The organism is Mycobacterium celatum, from assembly GCF_002101595.1.
Lineage (GTDB): Bacteria > Actinomycetota > Actinomycetes > Mycobacteriales > Mycobacteriaceae > Mycobacterium > Mycobacterium celatum.
This window is the reverse complement of sequence record NZ_LQOM01000020.1, coordinates 127,419-142,505: the sequence shown is the minus strand read 5'-3', so window position 1 is coordinate 142,505 and position 15,087 is coordinate 127,419. Positions and strand designations below refer to the sequence as shown.

Below are 15,087 nucleotides of genomic sequence, written 5' to 3'. Positions count from 1 at the left end.
TACCCAAAATACTGCTGGCTTACTCCCCTGTTCTAGCGTTTACGGCGAGGCAATCTCGCCGCCGTCGGTTGCCCGCGCTGAGCCGGCAGGCCTTCGCTGATCCAAAGCCCGTGTGGTAGCGAGCTTCGCCAAAACATTTTCGCGGCCGCGGCGCACCGGTTGGCCGGTTAACAGCTTCGCGATCAGCCGATACGCCGCAAGCGGGCGAAGTTTTCCAGATGATCGGCGGCGGCGACCGCGCTGTCAGTCGATTTGGTCATCCGTCTGGCGAATTCGCGGGACCGGGCAACGTAGTCCGGGCCGAGGATGGTTCGCAGGTCAGCAACCAACGATTCGCGAGTAGCGCTTGAAAAGCGGCGCGCCGCGCCCACTTTAAGCCGTTTGACCATTGCGCCTGTGAGCGTCTGGTTGAGATCCGTCGATAGGACCAACGTGGGCACCCCAGCACGCAGGCCCGCATCGGTGATGCCCGAGCTACCGCGGTGGACGACGGCGCGGCAGGCCGGAAAGATCGCTGCGTAATTCAGCTCGCCCACCACCTTGACATGCTCCCAACGAGGGACGTCGCTGAAGTCACTCCAGCCGGCGCCAACCAATGCCCGCTCGCCCAATTCCTCGCAAGCCCCGCTGATCATGGCCAGCGTCTCGGCAGCAGACGCAACCGGTATGCTGCCGAACCCAAAGAAAATCGGCGGCCTTCCCGCCGCTATCCACGACAAGGCCTCGTCATCGGCATCCGTGGGCGACTCCAGCGTCAATGTGCCGACAAAGGGCCGCTGGCCGTCGAATTTCGCCCATTCGGCGGCCAGCCCCGGAAAGCAAACCTCGTCGTAGGCTTGGATTTCCAGTACTTTACGTTCGATCATCCGTCGCGGCGCAGGGGTTGTCGCCTTTGGCAAACCGAGTTCACGGCGCTGCGCGTCCTCGAGCTTCCTGGTGGTCATGCGCCACGTCAGCCACTCGTAGATCCTCATCGCGGAGCGGCCCAACCCTTTCGGTAGGAATGGTAAGAGCTGGCCATTGGGTCGCAGGGGAAACCAGTGCAGGGTGGCCAACGGAATGTCGTGGTACTCCGCGACATTGGTCGCGGCATCCTCGAAAGACAAAGTGGTGAACAGGAGGTCGGCCCCGTCCGCTAGCGACGTCAGAGTCCTGCTCATCTCCTCCCAGCACCGCTTCCCGGGTTCCACAACTTCGTGTCCCAACCTGATGAGATCCCGAATATTCCAGAAGTTGTGAAACAACCTCGTCCAGAAGTCGCGGTATGCGTCAAGCACCGCCTGCACCTCAAGCCCGTACGGCACCGCCACAATCCCGGCCACCTCGGCGATGCCGGCCAGGTCAGGCGGGACCGCCATGCACACGTCATGGCCTCTTCGCAGCAGCTCACGACCGACAGCGGCGCAGGGCTCGATTTCGCCGCGACTTCCCCAGGCTGCCAGTACAAATTTCATCGCGGCTCTGAGCCCTCTACTTCCTGGGCGCTTAGACAAGCCCCGGGGTATCGGTCATTGCTTCTGCTACTTCGGTCGCTTCGCACAGACGGGTGGACGAGCTGCGAGCTTCGCTGTACTGCGGCAACGACGCGTGCGACGTCTTCGGAAGGCATGTAGTGGTGAACCGGCAGCGAGACGATCCGTGAGCAGACGTCGGCTGTGACGGTGAGATCTGCTGATCTCACCATCTGGGGGTTGGCCATGAAGTATGGCTGCAGGTGTTGCGGTGGGTTGTAGTAGTCGTGGGCCCGGATCGCGTAGCGCCGCAGTTCGGCGAGCACCGCGGTCTTGTGGTCCGCGGACTCGCAGCACGCGCTGGCGAAGCAGACGGAGGAGGCAATCGCGTTGGGCTGGAACCGTAGACCCACAGGACTGAGTTCGGCGCGATAGCGGTCGAAGACTTTGCGGCGGCTGGCCAGGCGATCGTCGAGCGCGTCGAGTTGGCGCAGGCCGATGGCTGCGCTGAGCTCCGGCAGCTTCCCGTTCAGTCCGAGCTGCGTGGTTTGCCGGCCGGTGAAGCCGAAGTCTGCGAACATGCGCGCTTGCTCAACTAGCCCGGGGTCACGAGAGACCAGCGCGCCGCCCTCGCCAATCGCGAACGGCTTCGTGGCATGGAAGGAGAAGATCTCGCAGGCGCCACGCGCGCCGAGGCGCTGCCCGTCGGTGTAGGCGGAGCCGAAGCCAGCGGCCGAGTCGAGCACGATCGGCAGGTCCCACTCGGCGGCGAAAGCCTCCCAGACATCAACGTCGGGGTTGCCAACGCCGAATACGTTGGGGAGCACGATGCCGGCGATCAGATCGCGGGAGCACTCCAGGACGGCCCGCGCCGAAGGGGCACTCGGCTGCCAGGTGTCGGCGTCGATGTCGATGAACCACGGCCGGTATCCGGCCCATAGAGCGGCTTGCGCCACGGCGACGAAAGTGAAGGACGGCATCAGCAGGTAGCGGTCACGTGTTCCCGGGCCGACGGTGGCATGAAGCGCTGCGATGAGCGCCAGAGTGCCGTTTGCGAAGGTGGCGACGTGCAGGTCGGGCCCGAGATACTCACCGAGCGCCAAGGCGAACCGTCGTTCCTTCGGGCCGAAGTTTGTGTACCAGTTGGCGTTGACAATTTCGTCGAACTCTTCGGCGAGTTCGGCCGGCTTAGGGAAGCTTGGACGGATAAAGGGGATCTCAGCGGGCATCGAGCCACCGGTCCCAAATTTCGCCGAGCGACGCGGTGATACTCGCGCAGACCCTGCTATAAGGTGTCGATTTGCCGACTCCGCGATCGCCCCTCAGCGTCCTACGGTCGAGGACCGTGTGATCATCGCAAGCCGTCGACGCGGGCCGAAACTCGTCAACGCTGGCCATCAGCCGCTCCAACCCGCGCCCCCCTTTGCGATGGAACTCGAAGCCCCCGGGCGGGGGCTTTCCGCAGAAGGTACGCCACGTTGGTCGAAGATTCGCGCATGATGACCAAACTTCAGCAAATTTTTTTCTCGATAGCTCTTATTGAACTCGGTGCAATAAAGACGCAGCTCGTCGAGCCTTTTATACACGCGGCGAATATGCAGACTAGCGGCGCTGGCGAAGCTTAACCCCGACGGGCCTCCAGCCTGGTCCTCAGCATCCGTCCAACGACGTCACCGGCTGCGAACCGCGCGCCACAGCCCCGCTGTAGATCACGGTGCCGCTGCGCGATCCCGCTGTCTGTATCGCAGGGTGGCATCATTAACCGCGCACGTCGGCCGCGGATCTGTCGTCACGTGGGCAGCGATCGGTTAGTTTGCGGACCTCGCCGTTGCGCCTGTTCTCTCGAGGCACGGTTGCCTCTTGCACGCGTGCAATCATTGCCACTGAACTGCGGTGAGGTCAGCAGTCACACGATCGGTGAACCTTGTTTTTTTCTGCAAGATAATTTGGTCGTACGCAGCTAGAACCTTGTATTCGCCGGCATGGTATGTCAAAAACTGATCGATTGCCCACCAGGGGTTAGCCCGCGCCCGGGGGTAGCACGGCCACAAAAAGTCGTCAAAGATCATTACTCCGCCCTGCTTCAACAGGCGCCATGCGGTGATCCCATCCATTAAGACATCGTCTGCAAAGTGGGATCCGTCTACATATATCAGATCAAATTCTTGCTGTTCATCCAGCAGTTGCGGCAACACGTGTAGCGACGACCCCTTGCGCTTTATAAGGCGGGTGGCGCATGGGGCAAGATTGCCATCGAATCGAGCTTCGAGGTCCCGTCCGTCCGGGGTTGCGTTGTATAAGTAATAGTCGATACCGGCCCACGTGTCTACCGCGGTTAAGCGGCCTCGGGTAAAGTAGGTCAAAAGAAACAGGCTTGAGCGGCCTTCCCAGGACCCGATTTCAAGGATGCTCACGGGGGCTGCGCGATCAAAGATTCCGGAAAAAACAGCACACCATTGAATGACAATAACGTCACTCATATCAAACCATCGTTCCTTGAATTGTCCCTGCGCCGCATGCTCCTCGAATGCAGCACGCACCTCCGCAACGTGTCTTGCCGCACTGGGGAGAACGCCAAGTTTAACTAGAATATAGCGCAAGTTGCAGGCGAGGAAATGCCACAGAACAGAAGGGTGTCTGGTCCCGATACGCAATAGAAAAGCGACGTATCGGATGGACCAACGAATCTTGGTCGTGGTTGTCAGTCCTGTCATGTTCCTCGCGCTTTTCTCTGATTGTTGATGGTTGTCTCTCAGTTAAATTTGTGCATCTCAACCCATGCAATTGAAGTCACTCACCTGGGCGATTCGTCGGCCTTGGCCAGACAGTACATCCAATACGAGTCTCGTCCGCTCCGGATGTTCCGATAAATTGCCGATCCGTGCACCGGCAGCATGTCGCGCACCCAACGCCGCAAGAAGCGCGGTGCCACGTTTTCCATCGACGCCTGCATTCGCTCCGAATTCAGCGTCATCCCTCGCAGCACCTCGGCGTCGATGTTTCGCGACAACACCACGTGCAGGCCGGGCGCACTATTCAGGTCCGCCTCCCATTGGGCGCACACAAGTCGCTGACGTAGATCGGTGTAAAGAAACGTCCCGCCGGGGCGCAACACGCGGGAAACCTCGGCGAGGAATCGGTCGAAATGCGGGTAGCAGTGCGATGATTCGACATTGATGACCGCGTCAAACGATTCGGCGGGAAAGGGAAGGTCTTCCGCGTCGCCGTGCACGAAATCGAGTCCGGGCACCTGGTGGCGGCGCCGGCAGAACTCGATACCGGCGGCGTTGACATCCATCGCGACATAGGATGCCGGCGCCAGTGCGCGCGTCAGATAGGAGGCGCCACCGCCATGGCCGCAGCCCACCTCCAGCACCCGCTGGCCGACGAGTCCCCCGGCTTGGGTGGCAGTGGCGTGATACAGCTGGATCGGGTAGCGCTCGGGTTCGTCGGCCGCATCCAGCGGCAGGCCCATCGGCGGGTCTTGCTCGTAGCCGTAGTTGAGGAACACCGCATCGTCAGCAACCCGGCGAGTCAGGTAGCGGTATAACCGTCTCTGCGCGGAATAGATGACTGCCCTCGTGGCGGGCTCAAGCACGCCGTCACGTAACGCGCGTGCGATGGTGGTGGCCATCAACGCTCCCCCTTGCCTCTAACGACGCCATGCGTCAACTACCCGTCAACCGGAATGTAGACCCCTGCCGGGGTGCCGGACTCGATTATCTAAAGCCCTCGCGAGGGCTGGCCGACGGCGATCGACGCTCGCCATGCCGGTACAGCGAATCAGATACTCTCAGCTCATGAATCGGTTGGACCCCAGAAAGGGCCACGCCGTCTCGCGCAGAGTCGCCCTTCGTTACGTCTGCATCTCACACGGCGCCATGTGCCAATCCCGTGTACTCGGAGGCTGATCAGTGCCGATCCGATTACGTCCTGCCCGTGAGTTGCTTCACAGCGTGGTATCCAATGACACTGCGCGACCGGACAATCGGCTTGCGTTGGTGGACCAAGCCTTGTTTGCGGGGCACAGTGCAGCCGGCCAAAGGGTAGTCATCGAAGTCGTCTGGGTTTATGAGCACGGCATCGACCTCGACGGGCTAAGGCGTTTTCACCACAATCTCGGTTACGGGTTGTTGGGACGGCGCATCGAGCGTTCGCCGCTCCCGTTCGGCCGCCATCGGTGGGTTATAGATCGGGGGCCGTCTGACATCGATGTCGCTCAGCGCGCCCGGCCGCGGGCGGAACTCAGCGACTGGGCTGATGAACGCTCGCAGCTACCGGTTGATCCAGAGCGAGGCCCTGGTTGGCATCTCGCCGTGCTTCCACTTGCGGACGGTTCGACCGCCGTCAGCCTGGTGCTCGCCCATTACTTGATCGACGGTCTTGGGCTTGCCAACGTGCTTGCCGATGCGATCTTGGGTAACACCCACGACCTCGGCTACCCGCCGCCGCATTCGCGCAGTCGACTGCGCGCGGTCGTCCAGGACGCTCGCCAAACAGCGCAGGACATTCCTGAGGTTGTCCGCGCGGTTGCCACCGCGGCGAAACTGGCCCGCCGGGGCCGGCTTGAGGTTGCGCGATCGCCGGCGCCGCGACCCGCCGCACTCCATGGAAGCGACGGCGACGACGTGGTCGTCGTGCCCACCATCACCATCTACATCGACCTGGATGACTGGGATTCGCGCGCGAAAGCGCTTGGTGGGACGAGTAATACGCTGGCCGCGGGATTGGCCGCGAAGCTCGGAGAGCGCGTGGGGCGTCGACGTGCCAGCGACGGCGCTATTACGTTGCAACTGCCCATAAGCGAGCGCGTCGAGGGCGACACGCGCGCGTTTGCATTGTCGTATGCGCGCGTCAGCGTCGACCCTACCCACCTAACAACTGATTTGGGTGACGCCCGTGCCGCCATCAAACAGGCGCTGGGATCTGTGCGGGAGACAACAGATGAGTCGTCGCAAGTGCTTTGGCTGACACCCTTCACACCAAACCGGGCAATGAAACGGATGGTCGATGCCGGGTTCACTGACCCCGATCGCCCGGTCTTTTGTTCTACTCTCGGTGATCTCGGCTCGGTGCTGTCACGCCTCGATGGCACCGACGCCGAATACGCCGCCGCGCGCGTGACCGGGCAACGCATAACGCGACAGTGGCTTGAGCGAATAGGCGGTCAATTGACCGTGTTGTCCGGGCGCCTCAGTGGCAAGGTCTTCATCACCGTCGTCGCTTATCAACCGGGCGCTGAGAACACAAAGTCCGCTCTGCGTGAGCTGGCTGCGCGGACGCTGGCCGAGTTCGGGCTCACCGGCGAGATCGACTAGCGAGGGGTCCGCTTCTTGCCGGTCAGCGAACTTGCTTGAGGCGGACGAAGTTTTCCACGAGATCGGCGGCGGTCGCGACGCTTTCGGCAGGTTTGCTCAGCTGGCCGGCGATCTCCCGCGCCCGAGCGCTGTACTGGGGGGCGAGGATCCGGCGGAGGTCTGCGATCAGCGATCGCCGGGTAGTACTGGAAAACCGCCGGGCCCTCCCCACTTTCAATCGTTTGACCGCAGCGGCCCAGTACGGCTGATCCGCTGCCATCCAGCGGATCAACTGGGGGACTCCGGCGCGCAGGGCCGCGGCCGTAGTCCCTGCGCCACCGTGGTGCACGATCGCGCGGCAGGCCGGAAAGACTGCGGCGTAATTCACCGCGTCCACCACCTTGACATGCTCCGTGCGCGGGACGTCGCCCAAGTCGGCCCCGGCCGCACACACCAAGGCTCGCTCGCCCAACTCCTCGCAGACCGCGCTGATCATCACGATCATGTCCGCCGGATATTCAAACGGTATGCTGCCGAACCCGAAGAAAATCGGCGGTGTTCCCGCGGCAATCCACGACAAAACCTCCTCATCGGCATCCGTCGGCAACTCCACCGTCAGCGCACCCACAAACGGCCGTCGGCCATTCCAACCCGCCCATTCGGCTGCCAGCCCGGGAAAGCAAAGCTCATCGTAGGCCTGGATTTCCAGCGATCGGCGTTGGCTAATCCGTCGCGCGGCTGGACCTGTTGCTTTCGGCAGGTCCAATTCCCGGCGTTGCGCGTCTTCAAGCCTTTTGCTGGCGCGCCAAATCAGCCACTCGCTCGCCCTCGCCACCGCGCGGTTCAGTGGTGCCGGCAAAAACGGAAGGAGCTGACCGTTGACCCGCTTCGGGTAGTAATGCAACGTGGCCAACGGCATGTCGTAGTACTCCGCGACATTGGCAGCGGGTTGCTCGAAAACCAGGCCGGTGAAGAGCAGGTCGGCTCCGTCGGCCAGCGCTGTCAGCGTGATGCTCGCCTCCTCCCAGCACCGGGTCGCGAGCTCCCTCGCTTTGCGCCACAGCCTGATCAGATCTGGGATCCTCCACGGCTTTCGGAAAAAACCTGTCCAAAAGTCCCGGTACACGCCCAGCGGCGCCTGAGTGTCCACCCCGTAGCTGACCGCCGCAAGTCCCGCCGACTCGGCGAAGCCCACCAGGTCGGGCGGAACAGCCATGCGCACGTCATGGCCCCTGCGGAGCAGTTCACGGCCAAGAGCAACGCTGGGCTCGATATCGCCGCGCGTTCCATAACTTGCCAGCACAAGTTTCATTCGCGGAAATCCTGGCCTTTCACTTCCCGTGCCCATGCTGCGAAATGAAGGTGGAATGTTGTGTCGCCCGGTTCAGCCGCCCGGCAGCATAGCCCGATATCCGCGCTATTGTCGTGAAACCCAGAAGTTTTCGGGTAAGCGCCCGTACGGCACTGCCTTGACCGGTGATTTGGCTGACATTACCCAATTGGAGACATATCGCAAGCTTCGCGCCGTAGCTGGCGCCGCTTGCGCGCGTCGCATGAGCAACGGGTAGGCGTCGTAGCGATATCCCCCAACCGAAGGAGCCCGCCGCCCCCGAATCACTGATCGGTCGGGATCGTTCTCCTCACCGTTCACGGTGGGCCTAGCGGCGACGGCACCTACAACCCCCGCACACGCCGAGGATGGGATGCCATCGCCTGGCCTCCAGGCGCTGGTCGAACACTAGAAACGTGCTGCGGGCCAAGTCCAGATACGGACGCGTAGCACCGTACCGCCCCGTTACGCACGCGCCATGCATTACGATCCCATATCGCGTGGGAAACAAGCCGTTATGGAGGCCGCCGGCATGGTTTACTCGTCAAGATCTGGTCGCGCTCCCGTGGGGGCCGCTCGTTTGAAGTGATCGCCGCACGGCTAGCCGGCGACGCTCACCCCACTCGAGATGCCGTCTGGCGTGTCGTGGCCGATGTGTAGTTGCATGGCTGGCCGGGTGACATGACGTCGGGTACGGAAACGGGTGGAGAGGATTCGCGATTTTCAGCGTTTTGAGACGGGTGTGGATTCCGCTGGTCATACTGGTGGTCATCGCCGGCGGAGGATTCACCGTGACACGACTCCACAATATATTCGGCAATGAGAAGCGCCCATCGTATGCCGACACCAAAGTCAACGACACCAAACCGTTCAACCCCAAGCACCTGAAGTACGAAATTTTCGGGCCGCCGGGAACCACGGCCGACATCAGCTATTTCGACGTCAATGCCGACCCGCAGCGTATCGAGGGAGCGCACTTGCCGTGGTCGCTGGACATGGCGACAACTGAGGCCACAGCCGTGGGAAGTATTGTGGCGCAGGGAGACAGCAACAGCATCGGCTGCCGCATCATGGTGGACGGTGAAGTCAAGGCCGAACGAATATCGCACGAAGTCAACGCCTTTACCTTCTGCCTATTGAAGGCCGCATGAGCGACATACACGTGGGTAACCAGCACACTGCGCCGCCATTCGCGGCGCGGACGATCCATCGATTTTCGGTGCCGATCATCCTGGGGTGGGTGCTGCTGATCCTCCTCTTGGGCGCCACCGTTCCCTCATTGGAGCAAGTCGAAAAAGAACACACAGTATCGCTCAGCCCTCCGGACGCACCGGCGTTCAAGGCCGCGAACCGCGTCGTGGAGGACTTCAAGGAAGCTACTTCCGGCAGTGTGGCAATGATCGTCCTGGAGAGTCAGCAGCCCCTGGGCGACGATGCGCACCGCTATTACGAACATTTGATTCGTCAGCTGAAAGAAGACCCCCAGCATGTGCAGCACATTCAAGATTTCTGGGGAGACCCACTCACGGCCGGCGCCGCGGAAAGCGCCGACGGCAAGGCCGTATATGTCCAATTGGACCTGGCCGGCGAGCTTGGCCAGACCTTAGGCAACGAATCCACCGAAGCCGTCCGAAACATCGTGGCGCGCACGCCGCCGCCGGCCGGACTCAAGGTGTATGTCACCGGTCCGGCGGCGATCGCCGCGGATATGGGCCACAGCGGGGACCGGACCGTCCTCACAATCACCGTGGTGAGCCTCGCGGTGATTTTCACTACGTTGCTCCTGGTCTACCGGTCGGTTGTCACCGTCATTGTTCTGTTGGTGATGGTCGGGATAGAACTGCAGGTAGCCCGGGGCGCGGTGGCATTCCTCGGCCATCATCAGGTAATCGGTGGCCTTACTACTTACGTCGTCAACCTGCTGACATCCCTTGCGATCGCGGCTGGAACCGATTACGGGATATTCTTCTTCGGGCGCTATCAAGAGGCGCGCCAGGCCGGCGAAGACCGGATAACTGCGTTCTACACCACATACCATGGGGTCGCCCGCGTTGTCCTGGCCTCCGGATTGACAATCGCCGGAGCCCTTTTCTGTCTGAGCTTTACGCGCCTGTCCGCTTTCCAAGCGATTGGCGTTCCCTGCGCCGTCGGTATGGTCGTTGCGGTCGCGGTTGCGCTCACCCTGGTTCCCGCAGTTATCGCTTTAGGCAGCCGGTTCCGGCTGTTCGAACCCAAACGCACCGTCAGGGGCCATGGATGGCGACGAATAGGCACGGCGATCGTCCGCTGGCCCGCACCCATTTTCGCTGCGACAATGGCAGTCGCGCTTGTCGGGCTGCTGGCGCTGCCGGGATACAAACCCAACTACGATGACCAGCAGTACATCCCGAAAGACATCCCCGGCAATTTGGGATACGCGGCCGCCCAACGGCATTTCCCTCAGGCGCGGATGATGGCGCCCGAGATCCTGCTGATCGAGGCTGACCACGATATGCGCACTCCGGCGGATATGCTGGTGCTGAATAAACTGGCTAAAAACGTCTTCGCCGTGCCGGGCATTTCCAGTGTGCAGGCCATAACTCGGCCCACTGGTGAACCGATCCAGCACACGTCGATACCGTTCATGATGAGCATGGGGCAGGCGAGCCAGCTGCAGAACATGCAGTTCCAGAAAGCCCGCATGAATGACATGCTCAAACAGGCCGATGATCTGGCGACAACAATCAGCCTGATGCAGCGCATGTATGCGTTGATGCAGCAACTCACCGCGACCACTCATCACATGGTCGGCGAAACACACGAAATGGTCGCCATCACGGAAGAACTGCGGGATCACATTGCGGATTTCGAGGACTTCTGGCGGCCCATCCGAAGCTACTTCTACTGGGAAAAGCACTGCTACGACATCCCCATCTGCTGGTCGTTCAGATCCATCTTCGATTCCATCGACGGGGTTGACGAGGTGAGCGACAAGCTCGAGGACCTTGTCAAAGACCTCGATCAGCTGGATCTGCTCATGCCACAGCTGCTCACCCAGTTCCCGCCGATGATCGCGACCATGCAGAGCACACGGACCATGATGCTGACCATGCACAGCACCATGTCCGGGATCTTCAACCAAATGGAGGACTCCAGCGACAACGCGACAGCAATGGGGAAGGCTTTCGACGCCGCCAAAAACGACGACTCCTTCTACTTGCCGCCGGAAGTCTTGAAAAACAAAGACGTCCAACGAATCTTGAAAGTCTTCGTGTCGCCGGACGGGAAGGCGACCCGTATGCTCATTTCCCAACGCGGCGACCCGGCGACGGTTGAGGGCGTTTCGCGGGTTGATGCAATAAAAACCGCGGCCGAAGAGGCACTCAAGGGAACCCCGCTGGAAGACGCCAAGATTTACCTCACCGGCACAGCAGCGATGGTGAAAGACATCATCGACGGCTCCAAATACGATCTGTTGATCGCGGCAGTCGCAGCGCTCTGCCTGATTTTCATCATCATGCTGATCATGACGCGAAGTTTCATTGCCGCCCTGGTGATCGTCGGTACCGTAGCGCTCTCGCTTGGAGCATCATTCGGGCTGTCGGTGCTCGTCTGGCAATATCTTCTCGGCATTCAAATACACTGGGTCGTGCTGGCGATGTCGGTGATCGTCCTTTTGGCGGTGGGTTCTGACTACAACCTGCTGCTGGTGTCCCGCATGAAAGAGGAAATAGCGGCCGGGATAAATACGGGCATCATCCGGGCCATGGCCGGTACCGGCAAGGTCGTGACGAACGCGGGCCTGGTGTTCGCGTTCACGATGATGTCCATGGTGGTCAGTGACCTCCGCATCGTCGGTCAACTCGGTACCACCATCGGCCTCGGTCTGCTTTTCGACACGCTGGTTGTGCGCGCGTTCATGACGCCATCGATTGCCGCGCTGTTGGGGCGCTGGTTCTGGTGGCCGCAACAAGTGCGCCCCCGCCCCGCCAGCGCGCTACTTCGGCCAGCCGGACCCCGTCCATTGGTCCGTTCCCTGCTGCTGAAGGACTAAGCGGGTGCTTGGTGAACACCGCATGAGCACCGAACACGCCCGGCCACCCGTGATAGCCCGGACAATCCACCGGTTTTCGGTGTTGGTCATCCTGGGTTGGGTAGCACTGACACTGCTTGTGACTTTTGCGGTTCCGTCGCTCGAGCGGGTCGGGCAACAGCATTCCGTCTCGATGAGTCCGCCGGACGCGCCGTCCGTGCAGGCCATGGTGCGCATGGGTAAGGACTTCCAGGAGTCCGATTCGGACAGTTTCGCGATGATCGTCCTGGAGGGGCAGCAGCCGCTCGGCGAAGACGCTCACAAGTATTACGCCGAGTTGGTTCGCAAGTTACGCGACGACACGAAGCATGTTCAGCATGTACAGGATTTGTGGGGAGATCGTCTCACGGAGGCTGGCGCCCAGAGTCCAGATGGCAAGGCCGCCTATGTGCAATTGAACCTGGCCGGAAACCAGGGCACGCCCCTGGGAGAAGAATCCGTCGCGGCCGTACGGGATCTGGTCCGACACACCCCGCCGCCTCCCGAGGTGAAAGCCTATGTCACCGGCGCTGCGCCGCTAATTACCGATATGCAGCACAGCGGCAACAAATCCATCCTGAAGATTACCGCGGTAACCGTCGCGATGATCTTCACAATGCTGCTCCTGGTCTACCGTTCGGTCATCACCGTGGTCCTGCTATTGGTCACCGTCGGGATCGAATTAGGTGCGGCCCGGGGAATCGTGGCGTTTCTCGGCCATAACAATATTCTCGTCCTGTCGACGTTCGCGATTAACCTGCTGGTGTCCCTCGGCATCGCGGCCGGAACCGATTACGCGATCTTCTTCTTCGGTCGATATCAAGAGGCGCGGCAGGCTGGCGAGGATCCGGAAACCGCCTACTACACCACATATCGCAGTGTCGCCAAGGTGGTCTTGGCCTCCGGGCTGACCATCGCGGGGGCACTGTTCTGTCTGAGCTTTACCCGGATGCCCTACTTCCAGACCATGGGCGTCCCCTGCGCTATCGGGATGTTCGTTGCCGTCGCGGTTGCGCTCACACTGGTTCCGGCAGTCATCGGCCTCGGCAGCCAGTTTGGTTTGTTCGACCCCAAGCGCATGATCGGGGTCCGTCGCTGGCGCCGGGTGGGCACGGCGATCGTCCGCTGGCCTGTGCCCATTCTGACGGCCACTTGCGCGATTGCGCTGGTTGGTCTGGTGACTCTGCCGGGCTACAAGACGAGCTACAACGACCGGCTCTATATCCCTCAAGACCTCCCGGCCAATATGGGATACGCGGCGGCTGACCGTCATTTCTCTCAATCGCGAATGATGCCGGATATTCTGATGATCGAGTCCGATCACGATATGCGTAACCCGGCAGACTTTCTGGTACTGAACAAACTGGCCAAGGGCGTATTTCGGGTGCCAGGAATCTCCCGGGTGCAGGGCATAACGCGGCCCGAGGGAACACCGATTGGCCACACGTCGATACCGTTTCTGATCAGCCTGCAAAATGCGACGCAACTAGAGGTTATGCAATATGTGAAGGCGCGCACAGGCGACATGCTCAAGCAGGCAGACGACATGGCGAAAATGATCGGCATCATGCAGCACATGTACGGCCTGATGCAAAATATGTATAGCATCACGCATTCCACAATTACCCAAACAAAAGAAATGAAGCTCATCACCGATGAGTTGCGGGATCACGTCGCGGATTTCGAAGATTTCTACCGGCCGATCCGCAGCTACTTCTATTGGGAAAAGCATTGCTATGACATCCCGATCTGCTGGTCGCTGAGATCCATTTTCGACGGAATCGACGGCGTTGACGAGCTGACCGATAAAATGGGTGACCTCATCAAAGACCTCGATCAAATCGATGTGCTGATGCCTCAGATGATCGAGAATTTCCCGGCCATGATCGCAACCATGCAGAGCATGCGGACCATGATGCTGACGATGCATAGCACCATGTCCGGGATCTTCAATGAGATGGACGAAATGAGCGATAACGCCATGGCATTGGGCCAGGCGTTCGACGCCGCCAAGAACGACGATTCCTTCTACCTACCCCCGGAAGTTTTCGAAAACAAGGACTTCAAGCGGGCGATGAGTTCCTTCCTGTCCCCGGACGGTAGGGCTGCGCGGTTCATAATTTCGCAGCGTGGCGATCCCGCGTCGGTCGAGGGCACCGCGCGTATCAACAAAGTAAAGACGGCCGCCGAGGAGGCGCTCAAAGGGACGCCTTTGTCCAACGCCAAGATCTACCTTGCCGGCACGGCGGCGACCTACAAGGACTGGGGCGACGGCTCCAAATATGATCTCTTGATCGCGGGAGTTGGCTCGCTCTGCCTTATTTTCATCATCATGCTCATCATCACGCGGAGCTTTATCGCCGCGCTCGCCATTGTGGGCACGGTGGCACTTTCGTTGGGCGCGTCGTTCGGGCTCTCGGTGCTGATTTGGCAGTACATCCTCGGTATGAAATTGCACTGGATGGTGCTCCCGATGTCGGTGATCATCCTGTTGGCGGTGGGGTCTGACTACAACCTGCTGCTGGTATCACGGATGAAAGAGGAAATCGCCGCTGGGATAAACACGGGCATCATCCGCGCAATGGGCGGTACGGGGAAGGTCGTGACGAACGCCGGCCTGGTGTTCGCGTTCACGATGATGTCCATGGCGGTCAGTGACCTGACCATTATCGCTCAAGTGGGTACGACCATCGGTCTGGGTCTGTTGTTCGACACGTTGGTCGTGCGCTCGTTCATGACGCCGTCCATTGCCGCGCTGCTCGGGCGTTGGTTCTGGTGGCCGCAGATAGTGCGCCCACGGCCGGCCAGTGCCCTGCTCCGGCCGTACGGGCCGCGTCCGTTGGTTCGATCCTTGCTGCTGACGGATGAGGACGATGACGCGATCACAGCCCCAATCCCGAGACCGGTCCCCCGGGGTTGAAGCTAGCCATGGATCGGCGCGGCTGACCTATTCGAAAC

Annotated in this window: 9 protein-coding genes; 4 read left to right on the top strand and 5 right to left on the bottom strand. The window is 60.8% G+C overall.

Annotated elements, in window-relative coordinates:
• Nucleotides 1-182: 182 nt before the first annotated feature.
• The 4 genes from AWB95_RS06530 to AWB95_RS06515 form a co-directional block, all read right to left on the bottom strand.
• Nucleotides 183-1,454 (bottom strand): glycosyltransferase, encoded by a 1,272-nt coding sequence (locus AWB95_RS06530; protein ID WP_062539263.1) that lies wholly within the window; start codon nt 1,452-1,454, stop codon nt 183-185.
• Nucleotides 1,451-2,680, bottom strand: a complete 1,230-nt coding sequence (locus tag AWB95_RS06525) for a DegT/DnrJ/EryC1/StrS family aminotransferase (protein WP_084707009.1) — start codon at nt 2,678-2,680, stop codon at nt 1,451-1,453. Before AWB95_RS06525 ends, AWB95_RS06530 begins: the two co-directional genes overlap by 4 nt.
• Nucleotides 2,681-3,325: 645 nt before the next feature.
• Nucleotides 3,326-3,991, bottom strand: a complete 666-nt coding sequence (locus AWB95_RS06520) for a class I SAM-dependent methyltransferase (protein WP_232315602.1) — start codon at nt 3,989-3,991, stop codon at nt 3,326-3,328.
• A gap of 254 nt (nt 3,992-4,245) precedes the next feature.
• Nucleotides 4,246-5,085, bottom strand: coding sequence for a phthiotriol/phenolphthiotriol dimycocerosates methyltransferase (locus tag AWB95_RS06515; protein ID WP_084707011.1), 840 nt, complete (start codon nt 5,083-5,085; stop codon nt 4,246-4,248).
• A gap of 322 nt (nt 5,086-5,407) precedes the next feature.
• Between AWB95_RS06515 and AWB95_RS06510 the strand changes: the two genes are divergently transcribed.
• Nucleotides 5,408-6,769: a hypothetical protein gene (locus tag AWB95_RS06510; protein WP_084707012.1), complete on the top strand. Its 1,362-nt coding sequence runs from the start codon at nt 5,408-5,410 to the stop codon at nt 6,767-6,769.
• 22 nt (nt 6,770-6,791) lie between these two features.
• Here the strand turns inward: AWB95_RS06510 and AWB95_RS06505 are convergent, their stop codons facing one another.
• Nucleotides 6,792-8,060 carry a glycosyltransferase gene (locus tag AWB95_RS06505; RefSeq protein ID WP_062539265.1) on the bottom strand — a complete coding sequence of 423 codons (1,269 nt, stop codon included), beginning with the start codon at nt 8,058-8,060 and terminating at the stop codon, nt 6,792-6,794.
• A 749-nt stretch (nt 8,061-8,809) separates the two neighbouring features.
• Here AWB95_RS06505 and AWB95_RS06500 point away from each other — a divergent pair.
• From AWB95_RS06500 to AWB95_RS06490, 3 genes are read left to right on the top strand one after another with little or no spacing between them, the layout of a single operon-like run.
• Complete coding sequence (locus AWB95_RS06500; RefSeq protein WP_062539763.1) at nt 8,810-9,229, top strand: MmpS family transport accessory protein; 420 nt, start codon at nt 8,810-8,812, stop codon at nt 9,227-9,229.
• Complete coding sequence (locus AWB95_RS06495; protein ID WP_062539764.1) at nt 9,226-12,111, top strand: MMPL/RND family transporter; 2,886 nt, start codon at nt 9,226-9,228, stop codon at nt 12,109-12,111. The genes AWB95_RS06500 and AWB95_RS06495 overlap by 4 nt, the downstream gene beginning before the upstream one ends.
• Nucleotides 12,112-12,133: 22 nt before the next feature.
• A complete protein-coding gene (locus AWB95_RS06490) occupies nt 12,134-15,049 on the top strand; it encodes an MMPL/RND family transporter (protein WP_062539765.1) in 2,916 nt (971 codons plus the stop codon).
• Nucleotides 15,050-15,087: the final 38 nt, after the last annotated feature.